Annotated in this window: 22 protein-coding genes and 1 tRNA gene; 14 read left to right on the plus strand and 9 right to left on the minus strand. The window is 73.5% G+C overall.

Going from position 1 to position 21,002, the window contains the following annotated elements; genetic code table 11:
* Positions 1-12 precede the first annotated feature (12 nt).
* Entirely contained in the window at positions 13-1,221 is a 1,209-nt protein-coding gene (locus CP975_RS10425; RefSeq protein WP_425474238.1) for a serpin family protein, read from the minus strand.
* A gap of 125 nt (positions 1,222-1,346) precedes the next feature.
* Here CP975_RS10425 and CP975_RS10430 point away from each other — a divergent pair, with 125 nt between their 5' ends.
* Entirely contained in the window at positions 1,347-2,024 is a 678-nt protein-coding gene (locus CP975_RS10430; protein ID WP_150476795.1) for an O-methyltransferase, read from the plus strand.
* Between the two features lie 43 nt (positions 2,025-2,067).
* Here CP975_RS10430 and CP975_RS10435 read toward each other — a convergent pair whose 3' ends face one another.
* A complete protein-coding gene (locus CP975_RS10435; protein WP_055536267.1) occupies positions 2,068-2,460 on the minus strand; it encodes an FHA domain-containing protein in 393 nt (130 codons plus the stop codon).
* 192 nt (positions 2,461-2,652) lie between these two features.
* Between CP975_RS10435 and CP975_RS10440 the strand changes: the two genes are divergently transcribed.
* From CP975_RS10440 to CP975_RS10455, 4 genes are all read left to right on the plus strand, one after another.
* On the plus strand, positions 2,653-3,297 hold the full coding sequence (locus tag CP975_RS10440; protein ID WP_055536266.1) for a hypothetical protein: 645 nt from the start codon (positions 2,653-2,655) through the stop codon (positions 3,295-3,297).
* Entirely contained in the window at positions 3,290-3,664 is a 375-nt protein-coding gene (locus tag CP975_RS10445; RefSeq protein ID WP_055536265.1) for a hypothetical protein, read from the plus strand. The genes CP975_RS10440 and CP975_RS10445 overlap by 8 nt, the downstream gene beginning before the upstream one ends.
* 31 nt (positions 3,665-3,695) lie before the next feature.
* Positions 3,696-4,022 carry an antibiotic biosynthesis monooxygenase family protein gene (locus CP975_RS10450; protein WP_055536264.1) on the plus strand — a complete coding sequence of 109 codons (327 nt, stop codon included), beginning with the start codon at positions 3,696-3,698 and terminating at the stop codon, positions 4,020-4,022.
* A 71-nt stretch (positions 4,023-4,093) separates the two neighbouring features.
* Complete coding sequence (locus CP975_RS10455; protein WP_055536263.1) at positions 4,094-4,633, plus strand: GNAT family N-acetyltransferase; 540 nt, start codon at positions 4,094-4,096, stop codon at positions 4,631-4,633.
* Between the two features lie 2 nt (positions 4,634-4,635).
* Here CP975_RS10455 and CP975_RS10460 read toward each other — a convergent pair whose 3' ends face one another.
* Positions 4,636-6,702, minus strand: a complete 2,067-nt coding sequence (locus CP975_RS10460) for an MFS transporter (protein WP_150476796.1) — start codon at positions 6,700-6,702, stop codon at positions 4,636-4,638.
* 149 nt (positions 6,703-6,851) lie between these two features.
* On the opposite strand from CP975_RS10460, the gene CP975_RS10465 reads away from it, so the two are divergent.
* Positions 6,852-7,814: a peptidoglycan-binding domain-containing protein gene (locus CP975_RS10465; RefSeq protein WP_150476797.1), complete on the plus strand. Its 963-nt coding sequence runs from the start codon at positions 6,852-6,854 to the stop codon at positions 7,812-7,814.
* Positions 7,815-7,855: 41 nt separating this feature from the next.
* Entirely contained in the window at positions 7,856-9,184 is a 1,329-nt protein-coding gene (locus CP975_RS10470; protein ID WP_055529850.1) for an APC family permease, read from the plus strand.
* Between the two features lie 330 nt (positions 9,185-9,514).
* Here the strand turns inward: CP975_RS10470 and CP975_RS10475 are convergent, their stop codons facing one another.
* Complete coding sequence (locus CP975_RS10475; protein ID WP_150476798.1) at positions 9,515-10,189, minus strand: HAD family hydrolase; 675 nt, start codon at positions 10,187-10,189, stop codon at positions 9,515-9,517.
* 190 nt (positions 10,190-10,379) lie between these two features.
* On the minus strand, positions 10,380-10,958 hold the full coding sequence (locus CP975_RS10480) for a TMEM165/GDT1 family protein (protein ID WP_150476799.1): 579 nt from the start codon (positions 10,956-10,958) through the stop codon (positions 10,380-10,382).
* A 463-nt stretch (positions 10,959-11,421) separates the two neighbouring features.
* On the opposite strand from CP975_RS10480, the gene CP975_RS10485 reads away from it, so the two are divergent.
* The 4 genes from CP975_RS10485 to CP975_RS10500 all read left to right on the plus strand — a co-directional run bounded on the left by CP975_RS10485 (position 11,422) and on the right by CP975_RS10500 (position 16,503).
* Positions 11,422-12,087 carry an HNH endonuclease family protein gene (locus CP975_RS10485; RefSeq protein ID WP_150476800.1) on the plus strand — a complete coding sequence of 222 codons (666 nt, stop codon included), beginning with the start codon at positions 11,422-11,424 and terminating at the stop codon, positions 12,085-12,087.
* 112 nt (positions 12,088-12,199) lie between these two features.
* Complete coding sequence (locus CP975_RS10490; protein WP_055535922.1) at positions 12,200-13,858, plus strand: alkaline phosphatase D family protein; 1,659 nt, start codon at positions 12,200-12,202, stop codon at positions 13,856-13,858.
* A 210-nt stretch (positions 13,859-14,068) separates the two neighbouring features.
* The gene (locus tag CP975_RS10495; RefSeq protein ID WP_246201456.1) at positions 14,069-16,000 is read left to right on the plus strand and encodes an FAD/NAD(P)-binding protein; all 1,932 of its coding nucleotides are present in this window, start codon (positions 14,069-14,071) and stop codon (positions 15,998-16,000) included.
* A gap of 50 nt (positions 16,001-16,050) precedes the next feature.
* A complete protein-coding gene (locus tag CP975_RS10500) occupies positions 16,051-16,503 on the plus strand; it encodes a DoxX family protein (protein ID WP_055535921.1) in 453 nt (150 codons plus the stop codon).
* 92 nt (positions 16,504-16,595) lie between these two features.
* On the opposite strand, the gene CP975_RS10505 is transcribed toward CP975_RS10500, so the two are convergent.
* Entirely contained in the window at positions 16,596-17,144 is a 549-nt protein-coding gene (locus tag CP975_RS10505) for a superoxide dismutase family protein (RefSeq protein ID WP_246201457.1), read from the minus strand.
* Between the two features lie 245 nt (positions 17,145-17,389).
* On the opposite strand from CP975_RS10505, the gene CP975_RS10510 reads away from it, so the two are divergent.
* Complete coding sequence (locus tag CP975_RS10510) at positions 17,390-17,998, plus strand: DedA family protein (protein ID WP_055535919.1); 609 nt, start codon at positions 17,390-17,392, stop codon at positions 17,996-17,998.
* A gap of 35 nt (positions 17,999-18,033) precedes the next feature.
* Here the strand turns inward: CP975_RS10510 and CP975_RS10515 are convergent, their stop codons facing one another.
* Entirely contained in the window at positions 18,034-18,255 is a 222-nt protein-coding gene (locus tag CP975_RS10515) for a DUF2277 domain-containing protein (RefSeq protein WP_055535918.1), read from the minus strand.
* Positions 18,256-18,522: 267 nt separating this feature from the next.
* On the opposite strand from CP975_RS10515, the gene CP975_RS10520 reads away from it, so the two are divergent.
* Positions 18,523-18,816, plus strand: a complete 294-nt coding sequence (locus CP975_RS10520; RefSeq protein ID WP_055535917.1) for a hypothetical protein — start codon at positions 18,523-18,525, stop codon at positions 18,814-18,816.
* A gap of 90 nt (positions 18,817-18,906) precedes the next feature.
* Here the strand turns inward: CP975_RS10520 and CP975_RS10525 are convergent.
* Positions 18,907-18,978, minus strand: a tRNA-Val gene (locus tag CP975_RS10525).
* A 190-nt stretch (positions 18,979-19,168) separates the two neighbouring features.
* Here CP975_RS10525 and CP975_RS10530 point away from each other — a divergent pair.
* On the plus strand, positions 19,169-20,632 hold the full coding sequence (locus CP975_RS10530; protein WP_425474240.1) for a coiled-coil domain-containing protein: 1,464 nt from the start codon (positions 19,169-19,171) through the stop codon (positions 20,630-20,632).
* A gap of 151 nt (positions 20,633-20,783) precedes the next feature.
* Here CP975_RS10530 and CP975_RS10535 read toward each other — a convergent pair whose 3' ends face one another.
* On the minus strand, positions 20,784-21,002 hold the full coding sequence (locus CP975_RS10535) for an FmdB family zinc ribbon protein (protein WP_150476803.1): 219 nt from the start codon (positions 21,000-21,002) through the stop codon (positions 20,784-20,786).

The following is a 21,002-nucleotide window of genomic DNA, read 5'->3' on the forward strand; positions in this document are numbered from 1 at the left end:
GCAGGCCGGCCGCTAACCGCCGGAGGGAGCCCCCGCCTGCCACGCGGCGAACACCGGGACCGCCCCGGAGCCATCCAGCACCACCACCCCGAACGGCCGCTCAAAGGCAACCCGCTCAACCCGCCGTAGGCGCCCCGAGCCCGGCCGCATCGGCACCGCCGTGACCGACGCCGCCTCCACCCCCTCCTCCGCGATCCTCACGACCGCCTCCTGAACGACCTGCGATATCGCGAGCCGTTCCGGCGACATTCCGGAGAAGTCCGCCGCGTCGCTCATCGCCCGCCGCACCCCGAGCGCGGCCAGCTGCCCCGTCGCGTCGACGCGCGTACGGAGCGAGAGACGGGGCAGGGCCATCGAGACCAGCTCGGCATCAAGAGGCGAGCACCGCTCACGCGGCGCCCAGCCGAGCGGCAGCACCGCGGCGGGCCCCGCCCCCGGCTCCCCGAGGACGAAGCGGACCCGCACCGGAGGCCGCCCGCCGCGCGAGACGCACCGCATCTCCACGACCCGCGCACCCCTGGCGCCGCCGCTCCCCGCACCCCCGCCGCCGTCCACCGCCCAGGCGTCCCCGAGCGCGACCGTCCGCCGCATCGTCGGCACCCGGTGGACGACGCCCGCCGCGTCCGTGAAGTCGGCGTCCCGCGTGGCGGCCCCCTCGAAGGGGTCCTCCCAACGGGCCTTCAGCGCCAGGGCGTTGACCAGCAGGAGCAGCGTGTCCGGCCCGACGGACACCGGGAGGCGCTCGATCATGCCGCCCGTGACCTCCCGCACCCACGCGTCGACGCCCGCGGAGTCCACTGATACCACTGAGTCCACCGAATCCGGGGAGTTCATGGACCCGAAGCCGATGTCCGGCAACGCCTCCCGATACTCCCGGCGCACGGCGACCCGGCTCCACACGCGCGTGGCGACACCCAGCGCGTCCGTCTCCGCGAGGGCCCGCGCCCCGTCCGTCACGACGCGCGCCGCGTCCACCCCCGCGACTCCGAGCAGCCCCCGCAACTCCTCGGCGGTCTCCGCCCTCGCGCCGACCGCGACGGCGGACAGGGCGAGCCACATCCCCGCGGGCGAACACACGAAGCCGTCCGAGCCGCCGGCCCCCTCGCCCTCTTCACCCTGCCCTCCCAGCCCCTCCATCCGCGACAGCCACCGCTCGGCGAACCCGCGGACCACCGCCCCGGGCCACGCCCGCTCCACTCCGTGCCCCACCCCGTACCCCACGCCCGACCCCCGCCACCAGAGCCCTGATCCTCACTAAGTATGCGAGCCCCCACTGACAATCGACCCCCGCCCGGCTAAGCTCCTTAGCGAAACTAACTAGGCAGTCGAAGGGACCGAACTCCCCTATGAGCCAGCAGCAGTGGAACTCAGTCGACGACTACTTCACCGACCTCCTCGCCCCGGCCGACGAGGCCCTCGCCGCCGCCCTGCGCGACAGCGACGCGGCCGGCCTGCCGCGGATCAGCGTCTCCCCGAACCAGGGCAAGCTCCTCCAGCTCCTCGCACGGACGCAGGGCGCCCGCCGCATCCTGGAGATCGGCACGCTCGGCGGCTACAGCACGATCTGGCTGGCCCGCGCCCTGCCCGCCGACGGCCGCCTCATCACCCTGGAGTACAAGCAGGAGCACGCCGAGGTGGCCCGCGGCAACCTCGCCCGCGCCGGGCTCGACAAGCTCACCGAGGTCCGCGTCGGCCCCGCTCTCGACTCGCTCGCCGCGCTCGGCGCCGAACACGCCGAGAACCCCGCGCCCTTCGACCTCGTCTTCATCGACGCCGACAAGGTCAACAACCCGCACTACGTGGAGTGGTCGCTCAAGCTCACCCGCCCCGGCAGCCTCATCGTCCTCGACAACGTCGTACGCGGCGGCGCCGTCACCGACGCCGCCGACCCGGACCCGAGCGTGCGCGGCACCCGCGCCGCGCTCGACCTCATGGCACGCCACCCCGAGCTGGAGGCGACGGCAATCCAGACGGTGGGCACCAAGGGCTACGACGGCTTCGCGCTGGCCCGCGTACGGGACTGACGGCGCACACGCGTACGGGGCCGTCGGCACGCACGACCGGGGCTCAACCCTCGTGATAGAACCCCACGTTCACGCTCCGCGGCCCCGACCTGTCCTGGATGACCACCTCGCCCGAGCCGCCCCGGCCCAGCGGCGCCGCCCCTCCGTACGCGAGGGAGAGCGCCGCGCCTTCGGACACCACCCGCACCTGCGAGGCGGGGTCGGGGTTCGAGCCGCGCAGCCAGGTCACGGACCAGGCCCCGTCGGGTCCGCAGCGGAACTCCAGGTGCGTACGGGACACGAACAGCCAGTCGTCGGGCGTCACCAGACGGCAGACGCTCGCGTCGCGCCCCACCCGCAGCACCGCACCCGGCTCGCTCGGCGCGTCGGCCATGAGCATGCCCGCGGTCGCGCCCGCATCCGCCCCGGACACCGAGGCCATCGTCAGCTCCAGCACGTATGTACGCTCCTTCAACTCGGCGCGGCGCGAGCGTGGTTGGTCATCGCGCGCTGCGGCATCCTAAGGCCACCTCGGGGCGTACGCACCGCGTTTGACCGCCCGCTTCCTGGCAACTCGCTCCGGGGACAGGTGCGGGGCGGCACGCCGCGCCCCGCACCGTGAGGCCCATCCCCGGGAAGGCACCCATCCATGTCCACAGTCATGATCATCGTTCTGATCGTGGTCGTCGTCGTCCTCGCCGCGGGCGCGTTCGCCGTACTGAACCGCAAGCGACTGAACGCGGGCGGCGGCCACAGCCTGAAGCGGCGCTTCGGCCCCGAGTACGACCGCGCGGTCGCCCGGCACGACGGCGACACGAAAGCGGCCGAACGCGACCTTGAGGAGCGTGTGAAGCGGCACGGCTCCCTGCGTCCGCGGCCGTTGGAGCCCGCGGCACGTGAGCAGTACTCCGCCCGCTGGAACCTCGCCCAGGAGCGCTTCGTCGACTCTCCGCGCGAGGCCGTGGCCGACGCGGACCGGCTCATCGCCGAGCTGGCGGGCGCGCGGGGCTTCCCCGACGCCGGCCACTACGAGGACCAGCTGGACGCGCTCTCCGTGCACCACGCCGCCCACGTCCACGGCTACCGCAGGGTCCATCGCGCCGCGCTCGACACGACGGGCGCCGAGGAGAGCAGGACCGGCACCGAGGAGATGCGCGAGGCCATGATCGAGGCACGGGCCCTCTTCGACGACCTGGTCGCCGACCAGCACGACCACTCCACCGCGCGCTCCGGCAAGCACACGTCCGGCAAGCGTTCGACCGGCATCACCCGAAGGGGAGTCCAGCATGGCTGACACGACGCTGTTCCCGCCCGAGGAGCGCGACAAGCTGACGTTGCGCCTCCAGAACGCCGTCAACGGCTTCGTCGACGGCCCGCGCGGCGCGGTCGAGGAGGTCGACCACGTCCTGGAGGACGCCATCGCCCGCCTCACCGACACCCTGGCCGAACGCCGCCGGGTCCTGCGCTCGTCCTGGCAGACGACGCCGGCCCGCACCACACCGGAGGGCGGCACGCCCCCGGCCGCGGGGATGGCACCGGGCGGCGCCCTGGCCACCGAGGGCGCCCCCGTCGCCCCCGAGGCCTCGGCCACCGACACCGAACAGCTCCGCCTGGCCCTGCGCGACTACCGCGAGACGGCCGAGCGCCTGCTGCGGCTCTGAGCGCCGTCGAGCCGTACGGCAGGATGGCCGCATGAGCATCGTGAAGATCAACGCACTCACCGTTCCCGAGGAACAGCGCGAGATCCTGGAGAAGCGCTTCGCGTCCCGCGCGGGCGCGGTGGAGAACTCCGACGGCTTCGAGTGGTTCGAGCTGCTGCGCCCCATCGAGGGCACCGACCAGTACCTCGTCTACACCCGCTGGCGCGACGAGGCCTCCTTCCAGGCATGGATGGAGGGCCCCATGAAGGCCGCGCACCAGGGTGGCGGCGAGGGCGGCGGCGAGCGGCCGAAGCCCGCCGCTTCCGGGTCCACGGTCTGGTCCTTCGAGGTCGTCCAGCAGGCCGCGCCCAAGAGCTGACCCGGGCCGTACCGGCGCCCCGCGAGCAATTCGCTTGCGGGGCGCCGCTCTTGTGTCCCGAGAATGGCGGCATGACCGAAGCTCCCGCCCGCGCCGCCACCCGCCCCGCCGCCTGGATCATCGCCCCCGAGGCGTACGACTCGGCCGTGGCCGCCGCGCTCTGGCGCGCGTACTACACCGAGGTCAGCGACCGCTGGTACCTGCTGCACGAGGGCAGGACCACCGACCCCGACGAGCTGGAGCGCGAGATCGCCGCGGAGAGCGGCGCCGACCTCGCGCCGCCGCACGGGGTGCTGCTCGTCGCACGGTACGGGGACGAGCCCGGCGGCACGGCGGGCGTACGGCTGCTGGATCCTGCGACCGCCGAGCTGAAGCGCGTGTTCGTACGTGAGGACCTGCGCGGCAAGGGCGGCGCCCCGGTGCTGCTGGCCGCCGCCGAGGACGCGGCCCGCGCGCTCGGCGCCGAGCGGCTCGTCCTCGACACCCGCACCGACCTGGTGGAGGCCCGCGCGCTGTACACGCGGCACGGTTACGAGGAGATCGAGCCCTACGCCGAAAGCGCGTACGCCGAGCACTGGTACGGCAAGAGGCTGGCCCCGGCCGAGGCCTGACCTCATACCGCCCGCAGCCGCGGCGCCCCGTCGTGCGGCCGCTCCGACTCCGACCCGCACAGCTCGCCGCTCAACTCCTCGACCAGCTGGGACAGGTCGGTCGGGCGCTGCGGGCCCCACCAGTCGCCGAGCAGTTCGGACAGGGACTCCTCACGGGCCTTGGCGAGCTTCCTCGCGACCTCGCGGCCGCTGTCCGTCAGGAACATCTCCAGGCCCTGCCGTTCGGCGAGGCGCCGCTCCTCCACCTGGCGGGCCGCCGCGGTGATGACGGTCAGCGGCACGGTGGTGCGCTCGGCGAGCACGGCGGGTTCGACGGATCCGTGCCGGGCGATGCGCAGCAGCAGCCAGCTCGCGGCGGGCAGCAGGTCGTAGCCCGCCCGCGCGGTGATCTTCTCGTAGATCGCCCGGCGGCCCTCCCTGGTGCCGAGGACCGAGAGTGCCCGCGCCACCTCGTCGTAGGAGGAGCGTTCGACGGGGTTGCTGGCCAGTGTCTGTGTCTGGTCGGGCGCGGTGACCGAGCCGCGCAGCTTGTCCTCGCGCAGGAACCAGGCGAGGACGAAGGCGAGGAGCGCGACCGGCGCCGCGTACAGGAAGACGTCCGTGATCGACGAGGCGTACGCGTGCAGGGCGCTGGGCCGCAGGTCGGCGGGGAGGCGCGCGATGCCGCGCGGGTCCGCCTCCAGGGTGGTGACGCTCAGCCTCGGCGGCAGCTGCCGCCCGGCGAGGGCGTCGGTCAGCTTGTCGCCGAGCCGGTTGGTGAAGATCGTGCCGAAGATCGCGACACCGAAGGAGGCGCCGATCGAGCGGAAGAACGTCGCGCCGGAGGTGGCGACGCCCAGGTCCTCGTAGCCGACCGCGTTCTGCACGATGAGCACCAGCACCTGCATGACCAGACCGAGGCCCAGGCCGAAGACGAAGAAGTACGCGCTCATCTCGCCCGTGGAGCTGTGCTCGTCGAGCTGGTGGAGGAGGAGCAGGCCGAGCGTGGTGACGGCCGTGCCCGCGACGGGGAAGACCTTCCAGCGGCCGGTGCGGCTGACGATCTGCCCGGACGCGGTCGTCGACAGGAGCATGCCGGCCACCATCGGCAGCATGTGCACGCCCGACATGGTGGGTGAGACGCCCTGGACGACCTGGAGGAACGTCGGCAGATAGGTCATCGCCCCGAACATCGCGAAGCCCACGATGAAGCTGATGACCGCGGAGAGCGTGAAGGTGCGGACGCGGAACAGTTTCAGCGGGATCACCGGTTCGGCGGCCTTGCGCTCCACGGCCACGAAGGCGGCGGCGAGGACCACGCCGAGCACCGCGAGGCCGATGATCTGCGGCGAGCCCCAGTCCCAGGTGGTGCCGCCGAGCGAGGCGACGAGGACGAGGCAGGTGGCGACGGACGCGATGAGGAAGGTGCCGAGGTAGTCGATGGTGTGCTTGGTGTCGCGCACCGGGATGTGCAGGGTGGTGGCGATGACGAGGAGCGCGATCACGCCGATGGGCAGGTTGACGTAGAAGACCCAGCGCCAGCTGAGGTGCTCGGTGAAGAGGCCGCCGAGCAGCGGTCCGAGGACGCTGGTCGCGCCGAACACCGCGCCGAACAGGCCCTGGTACTTGCCGCGTTCGCGCGGCGACACGAGGTCGCCGACGATCGCCATGGACAGCACCATGAGGCCGCCGCCGCCGAGTCCCTGCAACGCCCGGAAGCCGATGAGCTGCGGCATGTTCTGCGCCATTCCGCACAGCGCCGAGCCGACCAGGAAGATCACGATCGCGGTCAGGAAGAGCTTCTTTCGGCCGTATTGGTCGCCGAGCTTTCCCCAGAGCGGGGTCGCGGCCGTCGCGGCGAGCATGTACGCGGTGACGACCCACGACAGGTGGTCCATGCCGCCCAGCTCGCTGACGATCGTCGGCAGGGCGGTCGAGACGATGGTCTGGTCGAGGGCCGCGAGCAGCATGCCGAGGAGCAGCGCGCCGATGGAGACCAGCACGCCGCCCGGCGGATGCCCGTTCGCTCCCTGACCGTGCGCGGGGTCGGGGCCCGGCCCCGAGGGGCGGGCACTGACGTCCTGCGTCATGGGCACCTCCTGGGAGTGCGGGGTCCGCCTGTGGCTGAGGGTGCTCCCTCTCCATCGTGGTCCGTGTGACCGGTTATGGCCTGTTGAGGCGAGGCTCTGCATAATCGCTGGAGTTCTCGGGCGGGCGGGGCACGGGAGGGGGCGCGGCGATGACCGGACAGGACGGGCTGCGGTGCCCCCGCTGCGGCGTGCCGCGCGCGCCGGGCACCGCCCCGGAGTGCGACTGCGCCCGCCACACGGCGGACGCGGCCCACCGGACGCGCCGCGCGGAGGCGGCAGCGGCGGAGGACTTCGACCCGCTGCGGATACGTCCGTACGTCTCGCTGCCGGATCCGGATGCGGGGGCCACGAACAGGGACCCGGCCCCCGCGCCACCTGCCCCCCGCCCGGCCTCCGCGCCCGGTCCAGGCCGATCCGGCGGGGCCGCTGCGACAGGGGCAAAGACCCCACCGGACCAGGCAGCGGACGGCACCGCCGCCTACGCCCCCACCCCGCACACGCGGCGGGCCCGTACGCGCCGGTATCTCCTGCTCGGCGGCGGGGCCGGCGCCGTCGCTCTCGTCGTCGGCGGTGTCGTGTTCGCTTCCGGGCTGTTCTCCTCGGCCGGCGACCGGCCGGAGCGGGGCCGGGCGCTGCCGGGCGGTGCCCCCGCGTCCGCCTCCGCGGGCCCGGCGGAACCCGCACCGCCCACGGTGAAACCGTCCGCCTCCGCCACCCGCACCCCCTCCACCGCGCCCCGCCGCGCCGCCGCCCCGCCCGCGCCCACCCGCTCGACGGCCCCGCCGTCGTCCTCGCCCTCGTCGCGGCCGTCGTCACCGCCGTCGACGGCACGTGCCACGGGCTCGGTGGGCGCGGAGCCGTCCCGGACACCCCCCGGACCGTCCGCCCCCGCGGTCCTCCGCGAGGGCGACGAGGGCCCCGCGGTCGCGGAACTCCAGGGCCGCCTGGCCCAGCTCCACCTGTACACGGGCGAGCGGGACGGCACGTACAGCCGTGCCGTCACCGTCGCGGTCCTGCGCTATCAGTGGGCGCGCGACCTGACCTCCGACCCCCCGGGAGCGTACGGCCGCCAGACGCGACGCAGCCTGGAGTCGGAGACCGAGGAGCCGTAAGTCCCGTGGTCGGGGGCGCCGCACCGGGTATACGGCTCTGCGTGAAAGATCACCGCACCACCCCGCAGGCAGCAGCAGGACCCACGGCGCTCAAGAAGGCCCTGACCACCCCGCTCCTGTACTTCTTCATCCTCGGAGACGTCCTGGGCGCGGGCGTGTACGTCCTGGTGGGCCAGGTCGCGGCCGACTCCGGAGGCGCCGTATGGGTGCCGCTGGTCGTGGCGCTCTGCCTGGCGCTGCTGACGGCCGCCTCGTACGCCGAACTGGTGACGAAGTACCCGCGCGCGGGCGGCGCGTCCCACTACGCGACCCTGGCGTACGGGCCCTTCGCGGGGTTCCTCGCCGGGTTCTGCATGCTCGCCGCGGGCATCGTGTCGGTCGCGGCGCTGGCGCGCGGCTTCGCCGGCGACTACCTGACCGAGTTCGTCACGCTCCCGGTGGTCCTGGTCGTCATCGTCTTCCTCGCCGCCCTCGCGCTGCTGAACGCGCGCGGCATCAGGGAGTCGACGCGGGCCAACGCGGTCGCCACGGTCGTCGAGGTGAGCGGCCTCCTGCTCGTGATCGGGCTCGGCCTGTGGATCGTGCTGCGCGGGGACGGCGACCTGGGGCGGCTGACGGAGCTGGGCACCGACAGCCACGGGCCCGCGGCGGCCGTGCTGAGCGGGGCGGTGCTCGCCTACTACTCGTTCGTCGGCTTCGAGACGTCCGTGAACGTGGCCGAGGAGACCCGTGACCCGCGCCGCTCCTACCCGAGGGCGCTCTTCGGCGCCCTGGTGACGGCGGGAGCGGTGTACGCGCTGGTGGGGGCCGCCGCGGCGGCGGCCGTGCCGACCGGGACGCTGGCCGGGTCCAGCGGGCCGCTGCTCGAAGTGGTGCGGGAGGCGGGCGGTGTCCCCACGGAGCTGTTCAGCGCCGTCGCGCTGGTGGCGGTCGCCAACGGCGCGCTGCTCACCGGCATCATGTCGTCGCGCCTCGCGTACGGCATGGCACGGGACGGCCTGCTGCCGGGGTTCCTGACGAAGGTGCTGCCGGTGCGGCGCACGCCGTGGGCCTCGATCGCCGCCACGACGGCACTGTCGCTGCTGCTCGCACTGACCGGCGACGTGGCCACGCTCGCCTCGACGCTGGTCCTGCTCCTGCTGGTGGTCTTCTTCCTCGTCAACACGGCGGCCCTCGTCCTGCGCCGCGACACGCCCGCCCGGGACCACTTCCGGGCGCCGACGGCGGTGCCGGTCCTCGGCGCGGCGTCCTGCGTCGCGCTCGCGACTCAGATCGAGGGCGAGGTGTGGGCGAGGGGCCTGATCGTGCTGGCGGCGGGCGCGGTGTGCGGGGCCGTGGCGGCGGCACGGATGCGGCACCGCCGTGACTGAGCCACGGCGGGCGGCGCCGCAGTGGCGGCACGGGACCCACTGCGGCGCCGCAGTGGTGGCACGGGACGCGCGCACGCCTCCACGGCCGGCACGTGCGGTGCGACCCCACGGCCCGCACGTGCGGTGCCGGTGGTGACGGCACGGGTGGGCCGCCGCGCGCAGCACGGGACGCGGCGCCGCAGTGGCGGCACGGATACGCCGCGACCGAGCCCCGGCGCCCCCGCAGCCCGGTCACACCACCTCGGCAGGTTCAGCCGAGCGCCGACCGAACCGGCAGAACCTCAGCCAGACGCCGGCCAAACCGGCGGAACCTCAGTTAGACGCCGAACCTCAGCCGAACGTCAGCCGGAACTCCCCGCCCCCCGCATCGGCGATCCGTACCCCCGTCAGGTCGTCGACGTGCACGGTCGGTCCCAGGGCGGCGGCTCGCGCGCCGACGCCCACCACGCGCATACCGGCTGCCCGGCCTGCGAGGATGCCCGCCTCCGAGTCCTCGAAGACCAGGCAGTCCGCCGGGTCGAAGCCGAGTTCCGCCGCCCCCTTGAGGAACCCCTCGGGGTCCGGCTTGCTCGCGCCGACGCTCTCGGCGGTCACCCGCACATCCGGCAGGCCGAGCCCCGCCGCGGCCATCCGCCCGGTGGACAGCGGCACGTCGGCGGACGTCACGAGCGCGTGCGGCAGCCGGAGTCCGGCGAGCGCGGCCATGAAGGCGGGCGCGCCGGGTATCGGTACGACGCCCTCCATGTCGGCGGTCTCCGCGGCGAGCATCTCGCGGTTCTCCGCGTAGTTCTCCGCCATGGGCCGCTCCGGCAGCAGCACCGCCATGGACGCGTACCCCTGGCGTCCGTGGACGACCTTGATGACCTCGTCGAAGTCGAGCCCGTGCCGGTCGGCCCAGCGCCGCCAGCAGCGCTCCACGACGGCGTCCGAGTTCACGAGGGTGCCGTCCATGTCGAGGAGGACGGCCCGGGCGGTCAGAACAGAGTCGGCGGTCGTGGCCGTCATCGACGTACTCCAGAGCGCAGAGGAAGACCCCGCAACGGAGGAAGGTCCCGCAACGGGAAGATCAAGGCGGCCCCGCCCGCCGGTCAGGGAGTACGGGCGGAGCCACTTTGTTCCTGCACGGTACAAAACGAGGGCGCCAAAAGCCAACGCCGCAGGTCAGACCGGTCAAGCCCGCCAAAAAGGACTGACGTCACGCAATCGCCTCGTAGAGGCTCCACACACCGAGCCCCAGCATCAGCAGCGCCGCGATCTTCGTGATGAGTGCCAGCGGAACCCTCTTCATCAGCGCCTTTCCGCCGACGATGCCGAGCCCGGCGACCGCCCACAGCGCGAGCACGGCGCCGAGGCCGACGGAGAGCGGGTCGTCGTAGCGGGCGGCCAGGTTCGCCGTCATGATCTGCGTCAGATCGCCGAACTCGGCGACCAGGATGAGCATGAAGCCCGCCCCCGACACCTTCCAGAAGCTCTGGTCCTCGGGCTGCCTGACCTCTTCCTCCTCGCCGCCGCCCTTCAGGAGCAGCATCGCGGCGCCGCCGAGGAAGAGGACACCGGTCAGCGCGTGGACCAGTTGCTGCGGCAGCAGGGTCAGGACGCTGCCCGCCGCGACAGCGAGCACCACATGGACGGCGAAGGCCGCCGCGACGCCCGCGAAGACGTACGAGGCGCGGTAGCGCGTGCCGAGGACGAGTCCGGCCAGGGCCGTCTTGTCCGGCAGCTCGGCAAGGAAGACGACGCCGAAGACGAGCGCCATCACGCTGATGCTGATCAAGGGTTCCTCAATCGGTCGGGGCCGCCCCACCGAGAGTGTTCCACCGCTTCGCGCACGACACCTCGGCATGGCAGCGCACACGGACGCGTACGGGCGTACGCGTCGGGTCACTGCTTGCCGAAGGTCTCGCTGGCCTGCCCCACAGGGCCTGCCTCCGGGCGCCGGCTCAGACGAGCTGAGCAGTATGTCGACGGTCCGGCGAAGAGCTACTCCCCTTCTGCGCCGCCCATCGTACGGGACGGCGCACGGCCCGCGGCCAGGGCCTTTCGGCCCGCGCCGGAGTGACGTGGATCACTCGAAAGCAACTGCCGCCCCGCTCAATGCGCCTGACGCCGCGCCAGAACTATTGAATTGTGCACCTCATTGACGCGACCCTGTCATCACACGCACATCCACCCGCAACCCCACCACCCGAGCATGACCGCCCCACCGGTCAACTTCCCCCCACTCCAAGGGAGTTCGCATGTCCGCTGTCTACGCGCGTCACCACACGGCCCCGAAGCGGCGCCTTGCCGCCCTCGGCGGCGCCGCCCTGCTGGCCTGCGCGGCCGTCCTCACCACCGGCACCCCCGCCCAGGCCGCCCCCCCGGCCCCGGTCGACGCCGCCACCGCCCGCACCTACCTCGGCGAACTCACCGTCAGGGCCGAGGGCTCGTCCGACGGCTACAGCCGCGCCAAGTTCCCGCACTGGAGCACCCAGTCCGGCGCATGCAACACCCGCGAGGTCGTCCTCAAGCGCGACGGCACGAACGTCCAGCAGGACGCCAGTTGCGCTGCCGTCTCCGGAACGTGGAAGTCCCCCTACGACGGGGGCACCTGGACCGCCGCGTCCGACGTCGACATCGACCACGTCGTACCGCTCTCCGAGGCCTGGAGGTCCGGAGCCAGCGGCTGGACCACCGAGCGGCGCCAAGGCTTCGCCAACGACCTGTCCCAGCCCCAGCTGATCGCCGTCACCGACAACGTCAACCAGGCCAAGGGCGACAAGGACCCCGCCGAGTGGATGCCGCCCACCGGCTCCTACCACTGCTTCTACGCCCGGATGTGGGTGGACGTGAAGCACCACTACAAGCTCACGGTGAACGCCGAGGAGAAGAGCGCGCTGACCTCGGTCCTCAACGGCTGCTGACCGGCCGCCGACGGCCGACGGCCGCGGGACTCCGGACGCGGACAGCCCGGAACCACCCCGCCCGCCTCCGTCGTTCCGTACCGTACGGGGCGACGGAGGAGGGTGATCACCTGTGGCACGGCTGCGGCTCGGTCCACTGCTGAGGTACGTCGACGGCTCCACGGCGACGGTCTGGGTCGAGGCCGACCGGCCCTGCACCGCCGAGGTGCGGTGCGCGGACGGCGCGCACGGCTCGGCACGCACCTTCCAGATCGCCGGGCACCACTACGCCCTGATCCCGGTCACGGGCCTGACGCCGGGCACCGAGACGGCGTACGAGGTACGGCTCGGGACGGGCACGGGCGAGCGGGAGCCGGGCACGGTCTGGCCCCTGCCCGGCTCCCGCTTCCCCGCGAGCACCATCCGCACGCCCGCCGGGGACGGCGCCGACGAGCTGCGCGTCACCTTCGGATCCTGCCGCTGGGCCGCGCCGCCGCCCGGCGAGGACGACCCCGTGGGGCCCGACGCCCTGGACACGCTCGCCGCCCGCATCGCCGCGGACCCGGCCGCGCGCCCCGACGTCCTGCTCCTCCTGGGCGACCAGGTGTACGCGGACCAGACCTCGAAGGCGACCCGGCGCTGGCTCGCGGCCCGCCGGGACCTCTCGGAGCCCCCGGGCGCCCAGGTCGCCGACTACGAGGAGTACACGCACCTCTATGACGAGTCCTGGCTCGACCCCGAGGTGCGCTGGCTGCTGTCCACCGTGCCCAGCTGCATGATCTTCGACGACCACGACGTCATCGACGACTGGAACACCAGCGCGGCCTGGCTCGCCGAGATGCGGGCCACGCCCTGGTGGCGCGAGCGGGTCCTGAGCGGACTGATGTCGTACTGGGTCCATCAGCACCTGGGCAATCTGCCGCCAGGGGAACTGGCGACCGACGCCGTCTACGCCGCCGTGCGCGCCACGCCCGACGGCACGGACGCGCTGCGCGCCTTCGCCGCCACGGCCGACGCGGACCCGGGCTCGGCGCGCTGGAGCTACCGGCGGGACTTCGGGCGCGTACGCCTGTTGATGGTCGACACCCGGGCGGCGCGCGTCCTCGCGGAGGGGGAGCGCGCCATGCTCGACCCGGCCGAGGCGCGCTGGCTGCGCGAGCAGATGGCCGACGGGGCGGGCGGCTTCGACCACCTCCTCATCGGCTCGTCGCTGCCGTGGCTGCTGCCGCACCTCATCCATGACGCCGAGGGGTGGAACGCCGCGCTGTGCCGCGGCGAGCGGGGCGCCCGCTGGGCCCGCTTCGGCGAGAAGCTGCGCAGACGCTCGGACCTGGAGCACTGGTCGGCCTTTCCGACGTCCTTCGAGGCGCTCACCGAGCTGATCGCGGAGGCAGGTTCGGGCGACGGCGCCCCGGCGACGGTGTGCGTGCTCTCCGGAGACGTCCACCACGCCTATGTCGCCGAGCCGAGCTGGCCCGGCGGCACCGGCCCCGCCGCCCGCGTCCTCCAGCTGACCTGCTCCCCCGTCCACAACTCCATCCCCCGGTCGATAAAGCTCGGCTTCCGCTTCGGCTGGAGCCGCGCGGGCCGCGCCCTCGGCCGCCGCTTCGCACGCCACGGCGGAGTGACCCAGGCGGGCATCGACTGGCGCAGGACGGGCGGCCCCTGGTTCGGCAACCAGCTCATGACGCTCACGCTGCGCGGCCGCTCGGCCCGGCTCCGCCTCGACCAGGCGACGGCGGTGCGCGGCGGCGTACGCCTGGAAACGGCGGAGGAGCGGAGCCTGTCCTAGGCGGACGGGAGCGGCGCCTGCCGCAGGCGGACGTGACACACCCCACACCCGCATATGGATCCTTCGGCCAGGGTTCGGCATCCGGGGTTCCGGCGGCATGATGAGGCGGACCGTCCGCTTCCAGCGTTCGGTCCGCTTCTCTATGCCCCGGGAGTCACGCTTTTGTCCGCATCTCTGCCCGCGCCGCGCCCCTCCGCGTCGCGACCGACCGTGCCGGACGCGACAGCTCTCGCCCTGGTCGGCGCGGGCCCCCGCGGCACCAGCGTGCTCGAACGGCTCTGCGCGTCGGCGGGCGAACTCCTCGCCCCGGGGGCCCGGCTGACGGTGCATGTCGTCGACCCCGCGCCGCCGGGCGCCGGGCACGTCTGGCGGACGGCGCAGCCGGGCGGGCTCCTGATGAACACCGTCGCCTCGCAGGTGACCCTGTTCACGGACGAGAGCGTCGACTGCTCGGGGCCGATCCGGCCGGGCCCGAGCCTGTACGAATGGGCGGCCGACGGCCGGGAGCCGGGGCTCGGGCCCGACGACTACCCGACCCGCGCCTGCTACGGGCGCTACCTGGAGTGGGCCTTCGCCGAGGTGGTGCGCACCGCGCCCGGCTCCGTCCGCGTACGGGTGCACGCGGCGCGCGCCCTGCGGCTGGACGAGACGGCGGACGGCCACCAGACCCTCGTACTGGACAACGGCCTGGAGCTGAACGGGCTTTCGGCCGTCGTCCTGGCGCAAGGACATCTGCCGGCGCGCGCCGACCGCGAGGAGCGGCGCCTGGCCGAGCACGCCGCGCTGTACGGCCTGCGCCACTTCCCGCCCGCCAACCCCGCCGACCTGGACCTGACGGCGATCGCCCCCGGCGAGCCCGTGCTGCTGCGCGGTCTCGGCCTCAACTTCTTCGACCACATGGCACTGTTGAGCGGCGGCCGCGGCGGCCGGTACCTGCGGGCGCCGGACGGCACCCTGCGCTACGAGCCCTCGGGCCACGAGCCGCGGCTGTACGCGGGATCGCGGCGCGGCGTCCCGTACCAGGCGCGCGGGGACAACGCGAAGGGCCCCTACGGACGGCACGCGCCCGCGGTCCTCACCGACGACGTCATAGCCCGCTTCCGCAAGCGCGCGGACAGCGGCGACGCCCCCGACTTCCTCGACGAGATATGGCCACTGGTCGCGAAGGAGGTGGAGACGGTCTACTACACGGCGCTGCTCGCCGCGCGAGACGGCCGCCGGGCCCGCCCGGAGGACTTCCGGGAGAGCTTTCTCGCCACCACCCACCGGAGCCCCCAAGAGGCCGCGCTGCTCGACGAGTCGGGCATCGCGGAGGCCGACCGCTGGTCCTGGGACCGCCTCTCGCGCCCGCACCCCGCCCGCGCCTTCGCCTCCCCGCGCGCGCACCGCGCCTGGCTCCTCGGCCGGCTGCGCGAGGACGCCGCGCAGGCCGCGCTCGGCAATGTCGCGGGCCCGCTGAAGGCCGCGCTCGACGTGCTGCGCGACCTGCGCAACGAACTGCGCAGGATCGTCGACCACGGCGGCCTCCCCGGCACCTCGCGCCGCACCCACCTCGACCGCTGGTACACCCCTCTCAACGCCTTCCTCTCGATCGGCCCGCCGCGCCGGCGCATCGAGGAGATGGCCGCGCTGATCGAGGCGGGCGTCCTCGACGTACTCGGCCCGCGGCTGACCGTGCGCCTCGAAGGCGGGGCGTTCCTCGCGCACTCCCCGGACGTGCCGGGTTCCGATGTGCGCGTCACCACACTGATCGAGGCCCGGCTGCCCGAGCCGGATCTGCGCCGCACGGCGGACGACCTGCTCGGGCGGCTCCTCGAAACCGGCGGGTGCCGCCCCCATGTCATCGACGGTTACGAAACCGGAGGTCTGGACGTAACACGGCGCCCGTATCGTCTGATCGACCGTCAAGGCCGGGCGCACCCACGGCGGTTCGCGTTCGGCGTGCCCACGGAGGGTGTGCACTGGGTGACGGCCGCGGGGGCCCGGCCGGGCGTCGACTCGGTCACGCTGTCGGATGCCGACGCGGTGGCGCGGGCGGCGCTGCGCGTGACCGCCGGGAGCGGGGCGGAGCCGTCGACGGCGGAAACGGAACCAAGGACTGACCGAATGTTGAACTTGCAAGCACTAATTAGGTACCCCTAATCTTGGGCCTCCGCTCGGTTACCGTCCCCAAACCGGAGGAGTCCTCCACCATGACTGGACGTCTCAACGCCGCCCAGCCCTACGCCATCGGCCTGTTCCGCATAGTGATCGGGCTGCTCTTCGCCTGCCACGGCGCCGCCTCGCTCTTCGGAGTCCTCGGCGGCGCGGGCGGCGACGGCAGCACCATCGACGCCGGAACCTGGCCCGGCTGGTACGCGGCCGTGATCCAGCTCGTCGGCGGTGGCCTCGTCCTGCTCGGCCTCGGCACCCGCGCCGCCGCGTTCATCGCGTCCGGCTCGATGGCCTACGCCTACTTCAAGGTCCACCAGCCGGAGGCCCTGTGGCCCATCGAGAACGGCGGCGAGGCCTCGGCGATCTTCTGCTGGGCGATGCTGCTCCTCGTCTTCACCGGGTCCGGCGCGTTCGGCCTCGACCGGTTCTTCGCCTCGCGCGGCGCGGGCGAGGGCGACAAGGCCTCTGAGCCCGCGCAGGTCGCGGCCTGACCGCTCGCACGGCATCCGGCGGCGCCCTCCCTCTCGTACGTACGGGACGGAGGGCGCCGCCCTTTCCTCCCCCACGGCTCGGTCGGCACCGCCTACGGCTTGAACGGCACCGTGAAGCACCCGAGCCGGTCGCCCGCGCCGCCCTGCTCGCGGTGCAGGACCACGGAAGCGGCCTCGCCCTGCCTGAACCCCCAGCGGTGGTGCGCACGCGCCGACCCGGAGCCGTCCGCCCTGGCGGTGAAGTCCAGCCACACCTCGTTCCTGGGGTTGAGATAGGCCGGGTTCCTGGACGGCTGCACCGGGTCCACGCGGTGCTGGTAGTGGCCGCCCGCGGCCTCCGGGTCGGCGCCGCACGGCTTCCGGTGCACGTGGGCGCCGTACGCGTGTCCCGGCTTCAGGCCCTTGACCCGCATCGTCACGGTCGTCCCGCCTTCGCCGGTGTGCTGTGCGACCTCGATCCAGGCGCCCGCGGGCACCAGCCTCATGTCGTACGTCACCGCGGGCGAGGGGACGAAGGCGGTGGGCGGCGCGAACCGCGCCCGCTCCCGCACCTCGCGGCAATCCGCCCCGTCGCCGGTCGCGCCACCACCGGCGGTCAGCACCGCCGCCGCCACGGCACCGGCCCACATCCCTGCCACCATCGCGCACTCCTGTCCCATGGCCCCCTTGTTCTGCCTTCTGCCTCCTCGTTCGTACGGGACTTAGGGGACGTACGCCGCGTCGGAGGCGGCAGCCGGGTGAACGTCATGTGAGCACGACATAAGCCCCCCGTTGATCTACGCCTTGGCGCGCGGCGTACGCTGTACAGCTGTCATCAGGCCGCCCCTGCCGTACCCCGCGACACAGCGGCAACGCGCTGCCGATCGGGGATTCAGGGGGAGTTGCGTTGCTTGAGAGTGTGGGGGTGCTGACCGGCAGCCCATGGATCTACGCGGTCGTGGCCCTGTCCGTCCTGTTCGACGTCTTCGTCCCGGTGCTGCCGAGCGGCGTCCTCGTCATCATGTCGGCCACCGCCGCGGCGGCCGCGGGCACGGGGCGCGTGCCGCACAACGTCCCGGACATCCTGCTGCTGACCCTCAGCGCCGCCACCGCGTCCGTGCTCGGCGACATGGCGGCCTTCCGCCTGGCCTGGCGGGGCGGCGCACGCCTGGACCGCGCCATCGCCCGCTCCCGGCGGCTGACCACCGCCCAGGAACGGCTGGGCGCGGCGCTCTCCCGGGGCGGCGGCGCCCTCGTCGTCATCGCGCGCTTCGCCCCGGCGGGCCGCTCGGTCGTCTCGCTCGGCGCGGGCGCGGCGCATCGCAAGCTGCGCGAGTTCCTGCCGTGGTCCGCGCTGGCGGGCCTGGCCTGGGCGGGCTACAGCGTCGCGCTCGGCTACTTCGGCGGCCAGTGGCTCGGCGCGACGTGGCTGGCCACGGGCGTCTCGCTGCTGGCGCTGTTCGCGGCGGGCGGGGTGGCGGCCTACTTGGTGCGCCACCCCCGAGCGACGGCCTGACGCCCGCTGCACGCTCCACACCCCGGCACGGGCGCTCAGGAGGCGCGCGCCCCACGCACCTCAAGGTGGTCCAGCAACTCCGCGGTCGCCTCGGCCACGGCGTCGACGGCCCGCTCGAAGACCTCGCGGTTGTGCGCGGCGGGCGCCCGGAACCCGGAGACCTTGCGCACGTACTGAAGCGCGGCGGCCCGGATCTCCTCCTCGCCGGCCTCCTCGGGAATGGCGGGCGGACGCAGCGTCTTGATGCTTCGGCACATACCTCCAGCTTGCCACCGGGGTCCGGGGTGTGTCAGCGGGGCCGACGGGCCCCGGATTCCGCACGTCCGGCGTCTGTTGAGCCACGCCGGACACACTCGGGTAACCGCCACAGGTCCCACGACCCTTACGGCGGAGATACGGGCGCATATACGGTCCGCAGCACCGGACGACTGGGCCCCCGCAAGCCATTGACAGCCGGGGAGGGCGGGCGTTGACTCGCCCCTAGCAACCCCGGGCCGGCCCTGACGGGCCACGGAGGTGCAGCCATGAACATCCTGATCGTCGTCGCCGTCCTGGCCCTCATCGGCCTGGGCTTCGACCAGCCCCTGCTCTGGCTGGCCGCGGCGGCACTCGTCTTCTACCTGGTGCGCTTCTACGAGGGCGGCACCACGACCACGAAGAGCAGTCCGGGCGCTCCGGGATCCGGCGGCGCGACCGGCGGTGGAGGCGGTGGAGGTGGCGGCTACCCCAAGACCTACCGCGACTTCCGCCTCCGCAAGGAACGCCAGGAGCGCTGGGACCGCAGGTACCGCAGGACACATCCGGGTTCGGGCCGCTGACCGGAGCCGAGCCCCTAAAAGACTCCCAACCGATCGCGGCGGAACCCCTCACCGATCAAGGCAAGGGGCTCCGCCGCTGGTCGGACCCGGTGGGCGCGGACGGTTTCGAACCGCCGACATCCTCCTTGTAAGGGAGGCGCTCTACCCCTGAGCTACGCGCCCGGGAACGAGTGGACAGCCTACCTTGCCGCAGGCAGTGCCTCGCAAACCCGTCGCGGAAGACCGTGACGGTCACGGCAAAGGGCGCGAAGTCACCGTGCGGCGCCGCGAACCGACCGGCCCGTGTGTTCGTCTCCAACCGGTGGGAGAATGTGACACCGGGCAGGGCTGATGACAGCACGGGAGAGGGATAGTGACGGCGACACCTTGGCAGCCGTACACACCGGACACAGCGGGGAGTGGGAGCACGGGCGCGGCAGACACGGCGCGGGTGGCGGGCGTGGCCGGTGGGACGAGCTCGCCCCGTGGAACCGCGCGTCGCGGCCGGCCCGGCCAAGGCCTGCGTGACGTCCTCGCCCTCGTCCTCCTCCCCCTGCCGCTGCTCGCCGTCACCGTCCCCGCCGCGTTCGCGGGCGGCGGCACGCGCCGGTGGTTCGGGGGCCGCGGCGAGAGCGTGCGTGCCGAGGCGCAGGCCGCGAAGGACGCCGCTGCCGCCGCCTTCTACGAACTGGACACCGCCCAGCGCGATCTGCGGATCTCCATCGAGACCATCACCGCCGTCGATGCCTCGCCCGCGGCCCAGCGCGCCGTGACCGACTTCGAGGCGCTCGGGCAGCGCATCGACGAGGTCAGCCACCAGTACATCAGCGCGGTCGACGCCCACGACCTCGACCGGGACGACCTCGACGCGTCGGTCGCGGGCCACGCCAGGACCGAGCTGACGCGGGCCAAGGACGAGTTGGGCAAGGTCAAGGCGGACCTGGAGCGCTTCCGGCAGGGGCTCGGCCCGCTGCTCGACAAGGCGGAGACCCAGCTCGCCCGCCTCGCCCCCGCCGTCGAGCGCGCCCGCCAGACGCTGCTCGCCGCGAGCAACGCCCTCGATTCCGTACGAGCGGCCGGGCTGAAGGCCGACGACCTCGCCGCCCGCCTCGCCGCTCTCGGTCCGGAGCTGACCAAGCTGAACCAGGGCGCGGGCCGGCACGGCGTGCCGGAGACCCTGCAACGCGCCGACCGCGTGCTGCGCGACGCCGAGGCCGTGCGCGCCGAGGCCGAGCGGCTGCCCGAGCGGGCCGCCGAGATCGACCGGCGCCTCGTCTCGCTGCGCACCCGCGCGCAGGCCCTGACCACGCGCAGCGGTCAGGTCGACCCGATCCTGAGCGAGCTGCGGCGCCGCTTCACCCTCGCCTGCTGGCAGGACCTCCAGCGCGTGCCCGACGAGGCCGCGCGGAGCGTCCGGCAGGCCGAGACCAAGCTCCGAGAGGCCCAGCAGGCCCGCGAGGCACAGCGCTGGCCGGACGCCACCTCGCTGCTCTCGACGGTCCGCGCGCTGCTCAACTCCACGGACGAGGCCGTATCCGCCGCCGGCGACCGCCTCCAGCGGCTCAACGCCGTGGCGAAGGACCCGCAGGGGGAGATCGAACGCACCCGCTTCGCGATCCGTGACGCACAGCGCCTCGCGATGGCGGGCCGCCAGACCCCCGAGCCGCGCCACGCCCGCCCGCTGGACGACTCGGTGGCCCGCCTGGACCGCGCGGTGGCCTCCCTGGAGGGCCGCCACCCTGACTACTGGCACTTCCTGACCGAGACCGAGGCGGTCCGCTCAACGGTGGCGGGAGTCGTCACGCGGATCCGCGAGGAGCGGGGCCAGGGGGCCTGACACCGCTTCCGCCCGGGGGCGCGCCCGCGCGCCCGTCGAGGCGGGGGCCAGGGGAAGCGCCTCCGTCAGGGGCGCGGGGAACTGCGCGACCAGTCACAACACCCCCGCAGAGCCCCTTCAGCCCCACCCCCCACGGCGAACGACCCCACCCTCAGCCGCAGCAACCCCCACCACAGCAACCGCCCCCGCCACCCCCGCCAGGCGCAGACGGAGCCGCGGAAGCCGCCCCGCCGACCGCCACGGTCGACAGCAACTTCACCGTGTCCTCATGCCCGACAGGGCACATCGCGGGGTCGCCGGACTCGGCCATCGGCCGGCTCAGCTCGAAGGTGTCACCACAGGACCGGCACCGGTATTCGTATCGAGGCAT

This window comes from Streptomyces alboniger, assembly GCF_008704395.1.
GTDB lineage: Bacteria > Actinomycetota > Actinomycetes > Streptomycetales > Streptomycetaceae > Streptomyces > Streptomyces alboniger.

What these genes read in the sequence shown, in the direction of transcription:
- CP975_RS10430 (WP_150476795.1), top strand. Translation starts at nt 1,347, where the DNA reads ATGAGCCAGCAGCAGTGGAACTCAGTCGACGACTACTTCACCGACCTC.
- CP975_RS10440 (WP_055536266.1), top strand. Translation starts at nt 2,653, where the DNA reads ATGTCCACAGTCATGATCATCGTTCTGATCGTGGTCGTCGTCGTCCTC.
- CP975_RS10445 (WP_055536265.1), top strand. Translation starts at nt 3,290, where the DNA reads ATGGCTGACACGACGCTGTTCCCGCCCGAGGAGCGCGACAAGCTGACG.
- CP975_RS10450 (WP_055536264.1), top strand. Translation starts at nt 3,696, where the DNA reads ATGAGCATCGTGAAGATCAACGCACTCACCGTTCCCGAGGAACAGCGC.
- CP975_RS10455 (WP_055536263.1), top strand. Translation starts at nt 4,094, where the DNA reads ATGACCGAAGCTCCCGCCCGCGCCGCCACCCGCCCCGCCGCCTGGATC.
- CP975_RS10460 (WP_150476796.1), bottom strand. Translation starts at nt 6,702, where the DNA reads ATGACGCAGGACGTCAGTGCCCGCCCCTCGGGGCCGGGCCCCGACCCC.
- CP975_RS10465 (WP_150476797.1), top strand. Translation starts at nt 6,852, where the DNA reads ATGACCGGACAGGACGGGCTGCGGTGCCCCCGCTGCGGCGTGCCGCGC.
- CP975_RS10475 (WP_150476798.1), bottom strand. Translation starts at nt 10,189, where the DNA reads ATGACGGCCACGACCGCCGACTCTGTTCTGACCGCCCGGGCCGTCCTC.
- CP975_RS10485 (WP_150476800.1), top strand. Translation starts at nt 11,422, where the DNA reads ATGTCCGCTGTCTACGCGCGTCACCACACGGCCCCGAAGCGGCGCCTT.
- CP975_RS10500 (WP_055535921.1), top strand. Translation starts at nt 16,051, where the DNA reads ATGACTGGACGTCTCAACGCCGCCCAGCCCTACGCCATCGGCCTGTTC.
- CP975_RS10505 (WP_246201457.1), bottom strand. Translation starts at nt 17,144, where the DNA reads ATGGTGGCAGGGATGTGGGCCGGTGCCGTGGCGGCGGCGGTGCTGACC.
- CP975_RS10515 (WP_055535918.1), bottom strand. Translation starts at nt 18,255, where the DNA reads ATGTGCCGAAGCATCAAGACGCTGCGTCCGCCCGCCATTCCCGAGGAG.
- CP975_RS10520 (WP_055535917.1), top strand. Translation starts at nt 18,523, where the DNA reads ATGAACATCCTGATCGTCGTCGCCGTCCTGGCCCTCATCGGCCTGGGC.
- CP975_RS10535 (WP_150476803.1), bottom strand. Translation starts at nt 21,002, where the DNA reads ATGCCTCGATACGAATACCGGTGCCGGTCCTGTGGTGACACCTTCGAG.